The sequence below is a fragment of the Corynebacterium sp. 335C genome, assembly GCF_053525695.1.
The window spans coordinates 1,555,600-1,572,406 of record NZ_JASTTB010000001.1; the positions used below are offsets into that span (position 1 = coordinate 1,555,600).

The 16,807-nt window shown below is 72.7% G+C and carries 13 protein-coding genes; 5 read left to right on the top strand and 8 right to left on the bottom strand.

Going from position 1 to position 16,807, the window contains the following annotated elements; all coding sequences use genetic code 11:
• Nucleotide 1: 1 nt before the first annotated feature.
• Complete coding sequence (gene gyrA, locus QQS41_RS06750; RefSeq protein WP_448851999.1) at nt 2-2,527, bottom strand: DNA gyrase subunit A; 2,526 nt, start codon at nt 2,525-2,527, stop codon at nt 2-4.
• Nucleotides 2,528-2,940: 413 nt separating this feature from the next.
• On the opposite strand from gyrA, the gene QQS41_RS06755 reads away from it, so the two are divergent.
• Together QQS41_RS06755 and QQS41_RS06760 are read left to right on the top strand one after the other, a co-directional pair.
• Entirely contained in the window at nt 2,941-3,150 is a 210-nt protein-coding gene (locus QQS41_RS06755; protein ID WP_448851866.1) for a CopG family transcriptional regulator, read from the top strand.
• Nucleotides 3,147-3,428, top strand: a complete 282-nt coding sequence (locus QQS41_RS06760) for a TetR family transcriptional regulator (RefSeq protein WP_448851867.1) — start codon at nt 3,147-3,149, stop codon at nt 3,426-3,428. The genes QQS41_RS06755 and QQS41_RS06760 overlap by 4 nt, the downstream gene beginning before the upstream one ends.
• Nucleotides 3,429-3,530: 102 nt before the next feature.
• On the opposite strand, the gene QQS41_RS06765 is transcribed toward QQS41_RS06760, so the two are convergent.
• A complete protein-coding gene (locus QQS41_RS06765) occupies nt 3,531-4,340 on the bottom strand; it encodes an ABC transporter ATP-binding protein (RefSeq protein ID WP_448851868.1) in 810 nt (269 codons plus the stop codon).
• 122 nt (nt 4,341-4,462) lie between these two features.
• On the opposite strand from QQS41_RS06765, the gene QQS41_RS06770 reads away from it, so the two are divergent.
• Nucleotides 4,463-4,681, top strand: a complete 219-nt coding sequence (locus tag QQS41_RS06770; protein WP_448851869.1) for a hypothetical protein — start codon at nt 4,463-4,465, stop codon at nt 4,679-4,681.
• 9 nt (nt 4,682-4,690) lie between these two features.
• On the opposite strand, the gene QQS41_RS06775 is transcribed toward QQS41_RS06770, so the two are convergent.
• Nucleotides 4,691-5,575 carry an alpha/beta fold hydrolase gene (locus QQS41_RS06775; RefSeq protein ID WP_448851870.1) on the bottom strand — a complete coding sequence of 295 codons (885 nt, stop codon included), beginning with the start codon at nt 5,573-5,575 and terminating at the stop codon, nt 4,691-4,693.
• A 122-nt stretch (nt 5,576-5,697) separates the two neighbouring features.
• Between QQS41_RS06775 and QQS41_RS06780 the strand changes: the two genes are divergently transcribed.
• The gene (locus QQS41_RS06780) at nt 5,698-7,200 is read left to right on the top strand and encodes a lipase family protein (protein ID WP_448851871.1); all 1,503 of its coding nucleotides are present in this window, start codon (nt 5,698-5,700) and stop codon (nt 7,198-7,200) included.
• Nucleotides 7,201-7,420: 220 nt separating this feature from the next.
• Here QQS41_RS06780 and gyrB read toward each other — a convergent pair whose 3' ends face one another.
• From gyrB to dnaA, 5 genes are all read right to left on the bottom strand, one after another.
• The gene (gene gyrB / locus QQS41_RS06785; protein WP_448852000.1) at nt 7,421-9,391 is read right to left on the bottom strand and encodes a DNA topoisomerase (ATP-hydrolyzing) subunit B; all 1,971 of its coding nucleotides are present in this window, start codon (nt 9,389-9,391) and stop codon (nt 7,421-7,423) included.
• 263 nt (nt 9,392-9,654) lie between these two features.
• The gene (locus tag QQS41_RS06790) at nt 9,655-10,476 is read right to left on the bottom strand and encodes a DUF721 domain-containing protein (protein WP_448851872.1); all 822 of its coding nucleotides are present in this window, start codon (nt 10,474-10,476) and stop codon (nt 9,655-9,657) included.
• The gene (gene recF / locus QQS41_RS06795) at nt 10,473-11,807 is read right to left on the bottom strand and encodes a DNA replication/repair protein RecF (protein ID WP_448851873.1); all 1,335 of its coding nucleotides are present in this window, start codon (nt 11,805-11,807) and stop codon (nt 10,473-10,475) included. The genes QQS41_RS06790 and recF overlap by 4 nt, the downstream gene beginning before the upstream one ends.
• Before the next feature lie 19 nt (nt 11,808-11,826).
• Entirely contained in the window at nt 11,827-13,017 is a 1,191-nt protein-coding gene (dnaN, locus tag QQS41_RS06800) for a DNA polymerase III subunit beta (protein ID WP_448851874.1), read from the bottom strand.
• 885 nt (nt 13,018-13,902) lie between these two features.
• Entirely contained in the window at nt 13,903-15,963 is a 2,061-nt protein-coding gene (dnaA, locus tag QQS41_RS06805) for a chromosomal replication initiator protein DnaA (RefSeq protein ID WP_448851875.1), read from the bottom strand.
• 692 nt (nt 15,964-16,655) lie between these two features.
• Between dnaA and rpmH the strand changes: the two genes are divergently transcribed.
• Complete coding sequence (gene rpmH / locus QQS41_RS06810) at nt 16,656-16,799, top strand: 50S ribosomal protein L34 (RefSeq protein ID WP_303143575.1); 144 nt, start codon at nt 16,656-16,658, stop codon at nt 16,797-16,799.
• Nucleotides 16,800-16,807 lie beyond the last annotated feature (8 nt).

Sequence of the window (16,807 nt, forward strand, 5' to 3'; positions counted from 1 at the left end):
CTTACTCCTTCTCGCCGTCACGGGCCGTCGTGCCGGGCAGGTCGCCCTGGCCGGAGGCGGAGGTGCCGCCGGGGCGTCCCTCGACGACGTCGAGGCTGCCGGTCTCGGACACCTTGACGGCGGTCTCCTCGCCCTCCTGCTCGACGTTGCGGTCGATGGCCAGGAGCTCGACGCCCTCGGCCAGGTTGACCAGGCGGACGCCCTTGGTGGCGCGGGAGGTGGCGCGGATTTCGCGGACGTTGGTGCGGATGATGTCGCCGGCGGAGGTGACGGCGAAGATCTCGTCGTCGTTGGAGACGACCAGGGAGCCCATCAGCGGGCCGCGCTTCGGGTCGTACTTCAGGGTGAGCACGCCCTGGCCGCCGCGGCCCTGCGCGGTGTACTCGGACAGCGGGGTCTTCTTGCCGTAGCCGCCGGTGGTGGCGACGAGGAGGTGCTGGCCCTCCTCGACGACGACCATGGACAGCAGCTTGTCGTCGCCCTTGAAACGCATGCCCAGGACGCCGGCGGTGGCGCGGCCCATGGGGCGCAGCACGTCGTCGGAGGCGGTGAAGCGGATCGCCTGGCCGCGCTCGGAGACGAGCAGCAGGTCGTCGTCGGCGGAGCAGAGGCGGGCGCCGATGAGGCTGTCGCCCTCCTTGAGGTTGATGGCGATGAGGCCGGCGTGGCGGGCGGACTCGTAGTCCTCCAGCTTCGACTTCTTGACGCGGCCCTCGTGGGTGGCCAGGACGAGGTAGGGGCTGTCCTGGTAGCTGGAGATCTGCAGGATCTCGGCGATGCGCTCGCCGGGCTGGAACTCCAGGAGGTTGGCGACGTGCTGGCCGCGGGCGGCGCGGGTGGCCTCGGGCAGCTCGTAGGCCTTGAGGCGGTAGACGCGGCCGCGGTTGGTGAAGAAGAGGATCCAGTCGTGCGTGGAGCAGACGAAGAAGTGGCGGATGATGTCGTCCTGCTTCAGGTCCGCGCCGCGCACGCCCTTGCCGCCGCGCCGCTGGGACTTGTAGGCGTCGACCTTGGTCCGCTTGGCGTAGCCGGTGGAGGTGATGGTGACCACGACGTTCTCGCGGGCGATGAGGTCCTCCTCGGACACGTCGCCGACGGCGCCGATGATCTGGGTGCGGCGGTCGTCGCCGTACTTGTCGACGATCTCGCCGAGCTCGTCCTTGACGATCTGCCGCTGGCGCTCGGGCTTGGCCAGGATGTCCTTGTAGTCGGCGATCTGCTCCTCGATGGCGGCCAGCTCGTCGATGATCTTCTGGCGCTCGAGGGCGGCGAGGCGGCGCAGCTGCATCGCCAGGATGGCGTCGGCCTGCGCCTCGTCGATGTCGAGGAGGCCCATGAGGCCGGTGCGGGCCTCGTCGACGGTGGGCGACCGGCGGATGAGGGCGATGACCTCGTCGAGGGCGTCGAGGGCCTTGACCAGGCCGCGGAGGATGTGGGCGCGCTTCTCGGCCTCGTCCAGGCGGTACTGGGTGCGGCGGACGATGACCTCGATCTGGTGCGCGACGTAGAGGCGCACCAGCTGGTCGAGGCGCAGCGTGCGCGGGACGCCGTCGACGATGGACAGCATGTTGGCGCCGAAGCTGGTCTGCAGCTGGGAGTGCTTGTACAGGTTGTTGAGCACGACGCGCGGGACGGCGTCGCGCTTGAGCTTGACGACGATGCGCATGCCCCACTTGAGGTCCGTCTCGTCGTCGATGGAGGCGATGCCGGCGAGGCGGCCGTCGCGGACCTGCTCGGCGATGCTGGCGATGAGCCGGTCGGGGTTGACCTGGTACGGCAGCTCGGTGATGACGATGGACTGGCGGTTGCCCTCCTGCTCGATGGAGGTGACGCCGCGCATGCGGATGGAGCCGCGGCCGGTGGTGTAGGCGTCGCGGATGCCGTCGTCGCCGACGATGAGGCCGGCGGTCGGGAAGTCGGGGCCCTTGATGCGGGCCATGACGGCCTCGAGGGTCTCCTGCTCGTCGGCCTCGGGGTTGTCGAGGCACCAGTTGATGGCGTCGCCGATTTCGCGGAGGTTGTGCGGCGGCATGTTGGTGGCCATGCCGACGGCGATGCCGCCGGAGCCGTTCATCAGCAGCTGCGGGACGCGGGAGGGCAGGACGACGGGCTCGGTGGTGCGGCCGTCGTAGTTGGGCTGGAAGTCGACGGTGTTCTCGCGGATGTCGCGGACCATCTCCATGGCCAGCGGGGTGAGCTTGGCCTCGGTGTATCGCATGGCGGCGGCGCCGTCGTCGCCGCGGGAGCCGAAGTTGCCCTGGCCGTCGACCAGCGGGTAGCGCATGGCCCACGGCTGGGCCATGCGGACCATGGTGTCGTAGATCGCCGCGTCGCCGTGGGGGTGGTAGTTGCCCATGGTGTCGGAGACGGGCTTCGCGGACTTCACGTAGCCGCGCTCGGGCCGGTAGCCGTTGTCGAACATCGCGTAGAGGATGCGGCGGTGCACCGGCTTGAGGCCGTCGCGCACCTCGGGGAGGGCGCGGCCGACGATGACCGACATCGCGTAGTCGATGTAGCTCGACTGCATCTCCTCGTTGATGTCGATGGGGCGGATCTCGTCGCCGCCGCCGGGGCCGCCGGGACCGAACAGGTCGTCGCTGCCGTTGTCGCTCACTGAAGGCGCCTGCTTTCCGTTGGGTTGATGGTCGTCCCCTCCATCTTAGGCGCCCTGGGGGCGTTTTCCGCGGTCCGCGGCCCCGATCGCGGTATCATCGTGGTATCGCTTGACGACGCCCACCGCCCCGGCGCCGCTCCCCCGGCCCCGGCGGCGCACCCCGCCGAGCCCCGCGGTCGGCGCCGCGCGACGTTTCACGTGACACCGTCCGGCGCGCCCGGATCACGGGGACGGAACGGGAAGAAGGTCCGGACCGCCGTGAAGGAACCGGGAAACGGCCCCGGACGCGGAAGCGGAACAGGAAGAAGGAGAAGGAGGAGGACGGCATGGCGATGACGCTGCGCCTGACGGAGGCCCAGGACGCCGCGCTCGCGCTGCTGGCGGAGGCCCAGGGCACCTCGAAGCAGACCGCCGCGGCGCGGGCCATCGTGGCCGAGGCCGCCCGGCGCGTCGCGTCCGCCGAGGTCAGGGACCTCGCCCGGCGGGAGTGCGAGGAGTACCGGGCCCTCGAGCGCCGCATCCGCCGGGGGCGGTGACGCGCGTGGACCCGGAGATCCTGCTCGCCGCCGCCGACGAGATCTGCGCGGAGACCGGCGCCGTCGTCCGCTCCCTGCCCGCCATCGTGGCGGTGGCGGCGGTGGCCGGCGGCCGCATCGGCGGCATCCCCCTCCACGCCACGGAGGCCGCCCGCCGGATCGCCGTCGAGGAGGCGATCGCGGCGCTGCGGCCCCTGGACGGCCCCGGCGGGCCCGGCGGCGACGGCGCGAACCGCGTCCTCGCCCGCGTCGTCCTCTCGATGTCCGGCGCGGAGTAGTCCGGCCCAGCGGTCGCCGGCCTGCCGAACACCGGCCCGGGGGACGGCGGACCGGCGATGTCCGGCGGGGACCGGCGCGGTGCGGGCCCCGTCGTCACGCGATCACGCGGCGGGCGCGTGGGCGCCGGCGACCGCGGCGGTGATGTCCGTGCGCAGACGGATGTACCCGGGGTCGGCGGCGACGTCGCGCATGGCGTCGATGAGGTCGCCGGGGTCCCGGGAGTCCGTGCGCGACGCGGGGCGGAGATGCTCCGGGACGTCGACCTCCCGGATGACGCGGCCGGGCTTCGCGGCCATGACGACGACGCGCTCGCCGAGCAGGATCGCCTCCTCCACGGAGTGGGTGACGAAGACGACGGTCGGCCGGCGTCCGGCGCGGGTCGACAGGAGCTCGGCCTGCAGCCGCTCGCGGGTGAAGGGGTCGAGGGCGCCGAACGGCTCGTCCATGAGGACGATCGGCGGGTCCGCGGCGAGGACGCGGGCGATCTGGGCGCGCTGGCGCATGCCGCCGGACAGCTCGTGCGGCAGGCGGTCGGCGGCGTCGTGCAGGCCGACGGTCCAGATGAGCCGTTCGGCGCGCTCCTCCGCGCCCTCTCCCCCGGCGCCGTAGCGGGCGGCGAGGCCGACGTTGCCGCGGACGGACAGCCACGGCAGCAGCGTCGGGGCCTGGAACACCACGCCCCGGTCCACGCCCGGGCCGGTGACCGGCGAGCCCGCGGCGCGGACGGATCCCGCGGTCGGGTCGAGGAACCCGGCGAGGATGCCGAGGACCGTCGACTTGCCGCAGCCCGACGGGCCGACGAGGGTGACGGACTCCCCCTCCACGACGTGCAGGTCGACGCCGTCGAGGGCGACGACGAGGTCGCCGGCGGCGGTGCGGAACTCCTGGCGGACGTTGTCGAGCTCGATCATCGGTCGTGGTCCTTCCGGTCGGTGGCGGGTGCGGGGGCGTCGTCGTCCGGGGCCGCGGGGGCTTCGCCGGCGGGGGCCGCGGCATCCGCGGCGGCCGCGGGGCGGATGACCGCGGCGTCGTAATGCGACGGATCCGCGGCGGCGGGGACGTCCCCCTGCCCGTGGAGGAAGCCGGCGGTGTCGTGGAGCGCCCCCGCCAGGCGGTCCAGCTCCGCGGGTTGGTCCGCGGCCGGCACCAGCTGGAGGCCCTCATGATGCTGGGCGACGACCGCGCCATCCACGCGACGTGGGCGGCGGGGCGGCCCGCGATGGCCCCGGTCGGGACGTTCGGGGCGTTCTAGGCCCGGGCGCTACTCCCCGGCGCGCCACTCCCCGGCGTCGATCTCCCGCACCATCTGCTCGAACCTGTCGGCGACGGGCAGCGGCTCGCGGGCCCAGCGGTTGTGGCCGAGCTCCACCGGGATCTCCTCCACCCGGGCGTTGCCCAGGCGGCGGGCCAGATCCCGGGCGCTGTCCATCGGGCAGTCCGCGTCGCCCAGGCAGCGGGTGAGCAGGACGGGGACGTCGACGGCGGCGAACTCCTCCGTCAGATCGCGGCCCTCCGGCTCGAAGCGGCCGGTCAGCGCCATCGTCGACCACTCGCGGAGGTGCTTCCACGGCTGGCGGCCGTAGCCCGCCAGATCCATCTTCCCCGCCGGCCAGTAGCCCAGGACGCGGGAGACGACGCGCATCAGTGGCGCGCCCCACAGCAGCCGCAGCTTCTCCTTCATCTCGAAATTCCGGAACCACGGGGTGCCGGAGCCGACGAACATGCACGCGTCCGGGCGGATGATGCCCAGCGCCATCGCGACGCACGTGATCTGGCCGCCCATGGAGTGCGCGACGACGCGGACCGGCACACCCGGGGCGAGCTCGCGGACCAGCGCGTCGACGCGAGCGTACTCCACGCGGGACTGGTCGGCGTAGCCCCAGCGGTGGCCGCGCTCCGCGACGGCGGTGGAGCCGCCCTGGCCGCGCAGCTCGCCGACGGCGACGAGGTGCCCGCGGGAGGCCAGCTCCTCCGCCAGCGGCCGGTAGTAGCGGCCGCCGACGCCGAACCCCGGCCACAGCATCACCGCGCCGACCGGCTCCCCCTCGGACCGGTAGACGGCGACGGGCGTGGTCGACCCGTCGGGAAGCTGCAGGTCATGGCGTTCTGCGGATTCGGGCACGGAGCTGGCGTCGCTGGCTGTCACGTCACGGGAGCCTAGCGGCCCGGCGGCCCCCGGGCCCGGCGAACGGCGGAACACGGCCTCCCCGGCAGGTTTTCGCGGGAAACGGAGGTTCATTTTTTATCCGTTTGATAGAAGAACGAGTCATGACGCTTCGACGATTCCCCAGGGCCGCCTACGGCGCCGCCGCCGCGGTCCTGCTGCTCGCCTCCACACCCGCCATCGCCTCCGCGGGCCCGAACGACGGGCAGGGCTCCGGCCCCGACATCGGCATCTCCGTCGGCAGCTCCGGCGGGGCCGTCGGCCAGGACGGCGCCGACGCCTACGACCCCTTCTACGACACCTCCGGCGTCGCCGCCGGCGCCCCCGGCACCATCCTGCGCACCCAGGACGCCCCGATGGCGCCGATGCCGCAGGGCATGGACTTCCCGCTGCCGTCGTCGGTGACGAAGGTCCTGTACTCCACCACGACCCAGCACGGCGAGGCGATCCCGGTCTCCGGCTACATGGTCGAGCCGTCGGTGCCGTGGACCGGCGCCGGCGAGCGCCCGACCATCGTCATCGGCCGCGGCACCATCGGGCAGGGCGACCAGTGCGCCCCGTCCCGCAACTGGCCGCTCGACGGCCAGCCCGACCCGTTCTCCTCCGGCCGCCTCGTCGCCCTGGAGGGCCTGTACGACTGGGTGTACTCCGCCGTCGGCGTCCGCGTCTTCGTCACCGACTACGTCGGCATGGGCACCCCGGGCATGCACACCTACATGAACCGCGCCGAGCAGGCCCACGCCATGCTCGACGGCGCCCGCGCCGCCCACGAGCTGGTCGCCTCCCGCGGCGGCGCCCCCGGCAAGGTCGCCTTCTACGGCCACTCCCAGGGCGGCGGCGCCTCCGCCGCCGCGGCCGAGTCCGCCCCGGAGTACGCCCCGGAGCTCGACGTCGCCGCCGCCTACATGTCGGCCCCGCCGGCGGACCTCGACGCCGTCCAGCGCGGCATCGACGGCTCCGACCTCGTCGGCGCCATCGGCTTCACCATCAACGGCCTCCTGGCCCGCTATCCGGACCTGGAGCGCCACCTGACGGAGCACATCTCCCCCGAGGGCCGCGCCGTCCTCAAGGACGTCTCCACCATGTGCACCGATGAGATCACCGAGGCGTTCGGCAACCAGACCACCGACATGTGGACCGTCGACGGCCGCCCGCTGGACAAGATCCTCGACGAGATGCCGGAGGGCCGCGCCGCGATGGAGGACCAGCGCATCGGCAACCGCACGCCCACCGCGCCCGTCATGGTCGTCTCCGGCAGGTACGACGCCAACGTCGACTACCAGCAGGCCAAGGACCTGGCGAACCGCTGGTGCTCCGCCGGCGCCCAGGTCGTCTACCGCGACGACATCCTCCCGGAGATCGAGGGATACAACCACTTCCTGCAGGCCGTCTCCGGCGCACCGTTCGGCCTCGGCTTCCTGCTGGCCGCCTTCAACGGCGCCCCGGTCGGCGGCTGCAACTCCGGCGGCTCCTCCGACGGCTCCGTCGAGCTGCCCGGCTCCATCGAGCTGCCGTCCGGCGGCGAGACCCCCGACATCGACGCCATCCTCGGCGGCGGCTCCTCCGACGCCGCCCCGGTGACGCTGCCGGGCGCCGGGTCGTCCTAGGCCCCCGACGGGGACGGCGGCGGAGCCGGAACCCCCGACGGCGCCGCGGTCCAGCCGGGCCGCGGGCCGCCGGGCGGCCCTCCCCTCCCCCGCACGAACGACGACGGGCCCCGCATGGTTTCACGTGAAACCGTGCGGGGCCCGTCGTCACGCGAACACCGGAGCGCGGGGGAACCGGTGACGCGCGGCGCGGTCGCGGGCGACGCGACCGCCTGCGGCGCTAGACGTCCAGGAAGCGGACGTCCTTCGCGTTGCGGGTGATGAAGGAGCGGCGCGACGCGACGTCGTCGCCCATGAGGACGGTGAACAGCTCGTCGGCCTTCTGCGCGTCGTCGAGGGTGACCTGTCGCAGGACGCGGTTCGACGGGTCCATCGTCGTCTCCCACAGCTCCTCGGCGTTCATCTCGCCGAGGCCCTTGTAGCGCTGGATGCCGTCGTCGACGTTGATCTTGCGGCCGGAGTCCAGGCCCTCCTTCAGCTGCGCGTCGCGCTCGGCGTCGGAGTACGCGTAGCCCGGCTCGCCCTTGCCCCACTTCAGCTTGTACAGCGGCGGCTGGGCGAGGTACACGTGGCCCTCGTCCACCAGCGGGCGCATGAGGCGGAACAGCAGCGTGAGCAGCAGCGTCGCGATGTGCTGGCCGTCGACGTCGGCGTCGGCCATCAGCACGATCTTGTGGTAGCGGAGCTTCGAGATGTCGAATTCCTCGTGGATGCCGGTGCCCAGCGCCGTGATGATCGCCTGGATCTCCGCGTTCTTCAGCGTCTTGTCCAGGCGCGCCTTCTCGACGTTCAGGATCTTGCCGCGCAGCGGCAGGATCGCCTGGAACATCGAGTTGCGGCCCGACTTCGCGGAGCCGCCGGCGGAGTCGCCCTCCACGATGAACAGCTCGGACGCCTTCGGGTCCTTCGAGCGGCAGTCGGCGAGCTTGCCGGGCAGGCCGCCGATGTCCGTCGCGGACTTGCGGCGCACCAGGTCACGGGCCTTGCGGGCCGCCTGGCGGGCGTGCGCCGACGCGATCGCCTTATTGACGATGACCTTGGCCTCCGCCGGGTTGGCCTCCAGCCAGTGGGCGATGTGCTCGTTGGTCATCTTCTGGACGAAGGAGCGGACCTCCGTGTTGCCCAGCTTCGTCTTCGTCTGGCCCTCGAACTGCGGGTCGGAGACGCGCACGGAGATGACGGCGGCGAGGCCCTCGCGGCAGTCGTCGCCGGTGAGGTTCGCCTCCTTCTCCTTCAGCAGCTTGTGCTCGCGCGCGTAGCGGTTCATCAGGGACGTCAGCGCGGAGCGGAAGCCCTCCTCGTGCGTGCCGCCCTCGATCGTGTTGATCGTGTTCGCGAAGGTGTGGACCGACTGGGAGAAGCCGTTGTTCCACTGCATCGCGATCTCGACCTCGTGGCCCTCGCCGGCGGCCTCGAAGGTGATGATCGTCGGGTGGATCTCCTTCTTGGACTTGTTGAGCGCCTCGACGTAGTCCTTGAGCCCGTTCGGGTAGTGGTAGGTCTTCCGGCGCTCGCGCGGCTTCGGGGCCTTCTTCTCGGCCTCGTCCTCCTCGCCGGACTTCGCGGTCGCGGCGGACTCCTGCTCGGCCTGCTCCGCCAGCGCCTCGGCCTCCAGGTCCTCCTCCGTCACCCGCTCGTCGATGAGCGTGATGGTGAGGCCCTTGTTGAGGAACGCCATCTCGCGCAGGCGGCGCGCGATGGTGTCGAAGTCGAAGTCGACCGTCTCGAAGATCTCCGGGTCCGGCCAGAAGCGCACGGTCGTGCCGGAACCGCGCGCCTTCTTGCCCTGCACCAGCTCGTCCGGGATGGCGTTGGTGAAGTTCTGGTGCCACACGTGGCCGTCGCGGGTGATGTCCGCCTCCACGCGCGTCGACAGCGCGTTGACGACGGAGATGCCGACGCCGTGGAGGCCGCCGGACACCGCGTAGGACTCGGAGTCGAACTTGCCCCCGGCGTGCAGCTGGGTCATGACGACCTGCACGGTCGGGGCGCCCGACGGGTGCATCTCGACGGGGATGCCGCGGCCGTCGTCGACGACCTGCACGCCCCCGTCCTTCATGAGGGTCACGTCGACGTGGGTCGCGTGCCCGGCCATCGCCTCGTCGACCGAGTTGTCGACGACCTCCCACACCAGATGGTGCAGGCCGCGGATACCGGTGGAACCGATGTACATGCCGGGACGCTTCCGCACGGCCTCGAGGCCCTCGAGGATCGTGATGGATGACGCGTCGTAATTGTGTTCGGTGGCAGCCACTGTGGAGCCGGTCTCCTTCTTCTTAGGCTTGAGTACCGCCCCATCTTACCCGTGGTCCCCTACCGGTGGCGCATCCCGTGCCGTCCACGGCCAACACAGGGCCGTTTTTCGGGGACGTATCCCGGAGACGGCCCCCTGCGGCGGCGGCCGGCGGCGGGGATCCGGCCGGCTCCGGGCGCGGATCCGGCCGCGCCGGCGGCTCACCCGTACGTGTCGCGCGGTCCGCGGCCGCGGACGTGCAGCCGCCCCTTCCGCCAGCTCGGGGCCTTCGGCCCGTCGATGCGCACCTGCTCCACGACGCCGTCGCCGACCTCCCGGGCGATGCGCGCGATGATGTCGCCCGCCATGAGCCGCAGCCGCGTCGCCCAGGCCGTCGACGACGCCGCCAGGTGCAGCGTCCGGTCCTCGAAGCGGACGACGGCGACGTGCTCCGCCAGCGTGTCGCCGACGATCTCCGGCCAGCGCGTCATGATGACGCCGCGCGCCATGTCCGCCCGCCAGCCGCGCTCGACGACGTTGCGCAGGAACACCGAGCCCAGCTTCTCCGGCTCGTCGCGCCGGCGCCGCCGGATGCGGATGGACCGGTCGCGCAGCAGGTGCTCCGGCACCGGGGTGCCCGCCGCGTCGACGACCTCCGCCCGCGCGTCGGCGAGGCCCGGCAGGTGCCGCTCCATCGGGTCGGCCGGCTCGCCCTCCCCCGTCGCCGGGCGGTCGGCCAGCAGGTCGCGGGCGGTGCGCCGCGGCGGCCGCGTCAGCGACGGCAGCCGGCCGCGCGTGCCCGCGACCTCGCGCGTCAACCGGAAGACCTCGTCGACCAGGCCGCCGTCGGCGATCGCCGCCGCGCGCGCGTCCGGCACGACCGTGCGTTCGCCGTGCGTGACGACGTCACCCTCCCCCGCGTCGCCGCCGGCGGCGGCGTTGGCTTCCCCGGCCTCCCGCGGGGCCGCGGGGTCGGCGGACGGCTCCGGAGCGGCCGATCCCCCGGCGCGATCCTCCGCGCCATCAGGGGTTTCGGGGTTCATCGGGGATCCCCGCCGGAATGGTCGCCGTCGTCACGCGACTCCTCTTCCCGCTGCTGCGCCGCGTCGGACGCGGCGGGCGACCCCGCGCCGGCGTCTCCCGCGTCGTCACGCGCGCCGGCGTCCGCGTCGTCGGACTCCGCGAGGTGCTCGTCCAGCAGCGACTCGCGGCCGCCGTCGGGCAGATCGCGGACGGTGACGACGTGCTCCGTGAAGCCGCCGTCGGTCAGCGACTCCGGCAGCTCCTCGCCGACCGCGGAGGTGATGAGCACCTGCTCCGCCTCCCGAGCGATGCCGACCAGCGCCTCGCGGCGGTGCCGGTCGAGCTCGGAGAACACGTCGTCGAGCACCAGGACGGGGTCCGGACCGTCCTCGCGGAGCAGGAAGTACGACGCCAGGCGCAGCGCCAGCGCGAACGACCACGTCTCGCCGTGGGAGGCGAAGCCCTTCGCCGGCTCGTTGCCCAGCAGCAGCTCCAGATCGTCGCGGTGCGGGCCGACGAGCGAGCGGCCGCGCTCGATCTCCGCGCGGCGGCGCTCCGCCATGCGGGTCAGCAGCATCGCCTCCAGGACCTCGGGATCGTCCGGCACCTGGTCGGCGGGCGTGCCCTCCGGCACCACCCGCGGCCGGTAGGCCATGGACGCGGGGCGCGACGACGGCGCGAGCGTCCGGTACGCCTCCGACACGTGCGGCACCAGCTCGCGGGCGAGCTTCACGCGCTCCGCGGTCACCAGGGCGCCGACGCCGGCCAGGCGGCCGTCCCACACGTCGAGCGTCGCCAGCGCCGCCTCGCCGTCCGCGGAGGAGTAGCCGCGGCGCAGCGCCGACCCCGCCGTCTTCAGCAGGGCGTTGCGCTGCCGCAGGATCTTCTCGTACTCGATGCGCGCCCCGGCCAGTCGCGGACGGCGCACCGCCAGCAGATCGTCCAGGTAGCGGCGCCGCTTCGCCGGCTCCCCCTTCACCAGCTCCAGGTCCTCCGGCGCGAAGAACACGCTGCGGACGGTGCCCAGGATGTCCCGCGGCGACTTCATCCGCGTGCGGTTCAGCTGCGCCAGGTTCGCCGCATGCGGCGCGATGAGCAGGTGGGCCGTCAGCTCGCGGCCGTCGTTGACCGCCGTCGCCGACACCCGCGCGTTCTCCGCGCCCGCGCGCACCAGCGGCGGATCGCCGGAGACGCGGTGCGACGACAGCGTCGACAGGTAGCCCACGGCCTCGACGATGTTCGTCTTGCCGTAGCCGTTGCGCCCCGTGAACACGGTGATGCCCGGCTCCAGCTCCACGGCGAACTCGCGCCAGGAGCGGAAGTCGCGCAGCGACAGCGCCCGCAGGTGCATCGCGGACCCCCTCCCCGGCCTAGCCCGGCAGGCGGACCGGCATCAGCAGGTAGGTGTAGTCCGTCTCCGGGGTCGGGAACATGCCGTCCTCGCCGGCCTCCGGCATCTCCTCCGGCTCCGGCACGAGGATCGCCGGGCGCGAGGACTGGGTGAAGCCCATGACCACACGCGGGGTGTGGATGGCACCCAGGCCGTCGTTGAGGTAGCCCGGGTTGAAAGCGATGAGCAGCGGCTCGCCGGAGAACGCGCAGTCCAGGACCTCCTCGGCCCGGCCGGTCTCCTCCGCCTGCGCCGACAGGCGCACCTGGCCCTCCGAGAAGTCCATGCGCACCTGCGCGCCGCGGTCCGCGACGACGGAGACGCGGCGGATGGCCTCGCGCAGCGGCTCGATCTCGATGGACGCCAGCGACGTGTGCTGCTTCGGCAGCAGCGGGCGGAACTTCGGGAAGTCCGCGTCGAGCAGGCGGGTGGTGGTACGGCGGTCGCCGGCGAGGATGCCCAGCAGGCCGTCGGCGCCGACCGGGCGGCCGTCCGAGCCGTCGCCGACGGCGATGGTCACCGGATCCGTCGAATGCGGATCGAGCGAGCGGGCGGTCTCCGACAGGGTCTTCGCCGGGATGAGCAGCTCGGTCGCCGCCTCGCCCGCCGGATCCCACCGAAAGGTGCGCACAGCCAGGCGGAAGCGGTCGGTGGCGGCGAGGGTGACCTCGTCGCCCTCGGTCTCCATGCGGATGCCCGTCAGCATCGGCAGCGTGTCATCGCGGCCGGCGGCGACGGACACCTGGCCGATGGCCTCAATGAACGTGCCCGGGTCGACCGTCGCGGTCGTCGACGGGGTCTCCGGCAGCGCCGGGTAGTCCTCCAGCGTCATCGCCGGCAGCTCGAAGCGGGACGAGCCGCAGGACAGGTGGACCTTCGAGCCGTCGTAGTGCAGCTCGATCGGCTTGTTCGCCATCTTCGCCACGATGTCGGCGACGAGGCGGCCGGACACCGCGAAGCGGCCCAGCGTCTCGATCTCCGCGGGCACGCGCACGCGCGTGGAAACCTCGTAGTCGTAGCCCGCGATCTCCAGGCCCTCGTCCCCCGCGTCGAAGATCATGCCGCGCAGGATCGGCTGCGTCGTGCGCATCGGGAGGTTCCTGGCCACCCAGCCGACGGCCTCCGCGAGGTCGTCCTTCTCGGCGCGGAAGCGCACGTCGGTCTGCTCCATCGTCCCTCCAGGCCCTGTTGTCCGGTGAATTCGTGCAATCTGCGTTGCGGTGCCCCGGCCGGCGGCCGGGACGGGCGCTGGCGCCGGCCGTGCGGCGGGCGCGCGCCCGTGCCCCGCGCGAGGGCGCGGGGATCCTGGGATTAACCGTACCCCAGCCGGACCGGCGCCCGTAGCGGCGGCGGGGAACATGGGATGACGGGAATCCGGCGGTGCGGGGACGGGGCGCGGGAGCGGGCACCACTCCCCTGACCGAGGCTCCGGTCCTCGAATGACAGGTTCCGCGCGGCCCGGCCCTCCGGCGCCGGCCCGGGTCGTGTCATTTCCGTCTCGGCCGCGCCGCCCGGGCCCGGAGGAGGTCCGGAACGGTTCGCGCACACCCCCTCCCTTTACGTGATGATCTGGGGAAAATTAAGGAAGTAGTGGTGATAGGGCCCGTGCACATCGTGGAATTCCACGATCGCCGCAGCTTATCGCCCGGATCCGATCGTTGACGGGATCGTGGGCCGACGGTGGACAACCCGGGGCCGATTGTGGATGGACGTCTCCGGCGGAAGTTGTCCACAGGATCCGGGCCGCCTCCCCACCACCTGCCCACCGGTTGTCCACCGGATCCGCGCCGATCGTTTCCGCAGGTCGCCCATTTTCGTCATTCGCGTGACGACGCCACCCGCCCCGGCGCGCCGCCGGACGCCCCGCGGGCCCGGCCCGCGGCGCCGGAGCACGCGCCGGAGCCCGCCGGATCCGGGGATTCGCGGACGCCCTCGCCCCTCGTCGCCCCGCGGCCGCCGGACCGCGGGGCCGGAGACGACGAGGCGCCCGCCGGACGCGTGACACGTCCGGCGGGCGCCGGGTCGCCGTCGTCACGCAAACGACGGCGATGCGGGATCAGCGGCCGGCGGCGCGCTCCCGCGCGAGCTTCGCGATGTCGTCGAGCTCCTGGTCCAGATCCTTCTCCTCGCCCTTGCGGGCGGAGATCTTCTTGTCGGCGTTGATGACCGTCGAATGGTCGCGGCCGCCGAACTCCTTGCCGATGGCGGCGAGCGACAGATCCGTCAGCGACCTGGTCAGGTACATCGCGATCATGCGGGCGTTCGCGATGGGCCGGCGCTTCACCGTGCCCTCCAGATCCGCGACGGTCAGGCCGTAGTACTCGGCCGTCGCGGACTTGATGGCGCCCGGCGTCAGCTCGACGTCGTCGTCGTCGGCGCCGAGGACCCGCTCCGCCAGCTCGACGGTCAGCGGGATGCCCAGCAGCTCCGAATGCGCCGTGATGTCCAGCAGCGCGCCCTCGAGCTTGCGCACCGACGTGCGCGCCCGCTCGGCGATGAGGTGCAGCACCTCGGTGGGCACCTGGATGCCCTCCATCTCCGCCTTCTTCGACACGATGGCGATGCGGGTCTCCAGATCCGGCAGCTGCAGGTCCGCGGTCAGGCCCCACTCGAAGCGGGTGCGCAGCCGCTCCTCCAGCGTGCGCAGCTCGGCCGGCGGGCGATCCGACGCCAGCACGATCTGCTTGTTGACCTGGTGGAGGGCGTTGAAGGTGTGGAAGAACTCCTCCTGCGTGCCCTCCTTGTCGATGAGGAACTGGATGTCGTCGACCAGCAGCACGTCGAGCTCGCGGTAGCGGCGGCGGAAGTCCTCCATCCGCTTCTCCTGCAGCGAGTTGATGAAGTCCGAGACGAACTCCTCGCACGACATGTACTTGACGACGAGGTCCGGGTACAGCGTGTTGATCAGGTGACCGATGGCGTGCAGCAGGTGCGTCTTGCCCAGGCCCGGGCCGCCGGCGATGAACAGCGGGTTGTACGTGCGCCCCGGCGCCTCCGCGACCGCGATGGACGCCGAGAACGCCAGCTGGTTCTGCGCGCCCTGCACGAACGTGTCGAAGGTGTACTTCGGGTTCAGCGTCGGCGACTCCGCCGTCTGCGCGATCGCCGCGTCCGGGCCGGCGGAGACGCGGCCCGGAACGTGGGCCGTGCCGTGGTGGCGGTCGCCGTGGTCCCGGTCCCGATCGCGATCGCGGTCGCGGTCGAAGTCGGCGGCGAAGCCGCGGTCACCGCGCGGGTCGCGGGAATCCCGCGCGTCCCGGCCGTCCCGGTCGCGGTCGTACGGGTCGCGGGCGTCGCGCTCGTAGCCGGCGTCCCCGTCGCGGCCGTCCCGGCCGTCGCGCGGGTCGCGGGATTCGCGCTGGTCGCGCGGAGCGTAACCGTCGTTCGCCGGGTAGCCGTCGCGCGGGCCGAAGCCGCCGCGCTCACCGCGGTCTCCCCGGTCGCCGTAGCCGTCCCGATCGCCGCGGTCGTCGCGGTCGCCGCGGTCGTCGCGCGGCCGGCCGTCGTCGAAGTTGATCCCGTGCTGCTGGCCGGGGCCCGGCGTCGGGTAGCGGCGGCGGTTCTCCGCCTCCTCCAGCGGGTCGCCGCCGCGGGGATGCCCGCCCGGGCGGCCGCGCTGCGGGCGGCGGTCGTCGCCGTAGCCGTCGTACGGGTCGTACGCGTCGTAGCGGCCCCGCGCCTCGTCGCGGTACCCGCGGTGATCGTCGCGCGGGTCCCGCTCGTCGCGGTACGCGTTGCGACGGTCCCCGCCCCGGCCGCCGTCGCGATCGCCGGCGTCGGCCGCTTCGCGCGGCCCGCGGTCGTCGGCGTCCTCGAACACGGTGTCGGCGCCGTCCTCCGGGTCGTCGCCGACGGCGACGACGACGTGCATCGGCTTGCCGGTGACGTCGCGGATCGCCTGGTCGATGGCGTCGGAGAGGTCGTTCTCCAGGGCCTTCTTCGCCATGCGGGACTCCACGGTGACCAGGATGAACCCGCTCATCTGGCCGACCGGGATCGCCGAGCGGAGGTAGGCCCGGTTGACGCCCGCCAGGGGGCGCCCGCCCTCCTCGGCGTCGGCGATCACGCGATCGACGATGGCGTGCCAGTCGTGGGACCCGCGGGGATCGTCGCTCATGGGGCTCCTGTCCTGAAGTCGTTCCGGCTCGGCGGGTTCTCCGCCGGCCCGTTGCCGGGCCCTCCCCCGCGTGCATCGCCGACGGAACCGGGATCCCCGGTCCCGTCGGCCCGTGCACGATCCGATGACAGGATCGTCCACACCCGGGAAAGCCCGTCGCCTGGTCTTCCACACATGTGTGCACAGTTGTGGATAACTTGTGCGGCGAGTAGTCCCCAACAGTTTATCCACAGCCCTCGATCCCGGGGCAAGTCGGCCGAAAACGGTCACCACCTGCGAATACCCGCCTCGTTCACCGGATCTGGCCTTCCGGTGGAACACCGCGGCGGGCGCCCGTCAAGTCTCCACAAGCGGTCGAGGGTTGTGGATAACCGCCGGGAACTGGGGATATCCGTCCACCGCCGCCGCGGGATGTGGGATTTCCCACGCCCCGCCGCCCCGGTCGGCGGGTGGCTGCGGCCCGCGCGCCGCCGGGGCGGGATTTGAAATCCGCCGGTCGCAGCACGTACTCTGATCGGGTCTATCGCATCGCGGCCGGACCGCGCGCCCACCCGGCGCCGTCCCGGACCCCGGTGCGTCCCCGCCGCGGCGACGGCGCCGGATGCCGGCGCCCGGTCGCCCGTGCTCAGCCGGGCCCGCCCGGCCGCACCGGGGTGTCATATCGTCCATCAGAACTTCAAGGAGTGGTTTCCGTGGCCAAGGGCAAGCGGACGTTCCAGCCGAATAACCGCCGTCGCGCTCGCGTGCACGGCTTCCGTACCCGCATGCGCACCCGTTCCGGCCGCGCGGTCGTCGCCGCCCGCCGCCGCAAGGGCCGCGCCCGCCTGACCGCCTAGCAGTCGGG

What these genes read in the sequence shown, in the direction of transcription:
- gyrA (WP_448851999.1), bottom strand. Translation starts at nt 2,527, where the DNA reads ATGCAGTCGAGCTACATCGACTACGCGATGTCGGTCATCGTCGGCCGC.
- QQS41_RS06755 (WP_448851866.1), top strand. Translation starts at nt 2,941, where the DNA reads ATGGCGATGACGCTGCGCCTGACGGAGGCCCAGGACGCCGCGCTCGCG.
- QQS41_RS06765 (WP_448851868.1), bottom strand. Translation starts at nt 4,340, where the DNA reads ATGATCGAGCTCGACAACGTCCGCCAGGAGTTCCGCACCGCCGCCGGC.
- QQS41_RS06770 (WP_448851869.1), top strand. Translation starts at nt 4,463, where the DNA reads ATGCGACGGATCCGCGGCGGCGGGGACGTCCCCCTGCCCGTGGAGGAA.
- QQS41_RS06780 (WP_448851871.1), top strand. Translation starts at nt 5,698, where the DNA reads ATGACGCTTCGACGATTCCCCAGGGCCGCCTACGGCGCCGCCGCCGCG.
- QQS41_RS06790 (WP_448851872.1), bottom strand. Translation starts at nt 10,476, where the DNA reads ATGAACCCCGAAACCCCTGATGGCGCGGAGGATCGCGCCGGGGGATCG.
- recF (WP_448851873.1), bottom strand. Translation starts at nt 11,807, where the DNA reads ATGCACCTGCGGGCGCTGTCGCTGCGCGACTTCCGCTCCTGGCGCGAG.
- dnaN (WP_448851874.1), bottom strand. Translation starts at nt 13,017, where the DNA reads ATGGAGCAGACCGACGTGCGCTTCCGCGCCGAGAAGGACGACCTCGCG.
- dnaA (WP_448851875.1), bottom strand. Translation starts at nt 15,963, where the DNA reads ATGAGCGACGATCCCCGCGGGTCCCACGACTGGCACGCCATCGTCGAT.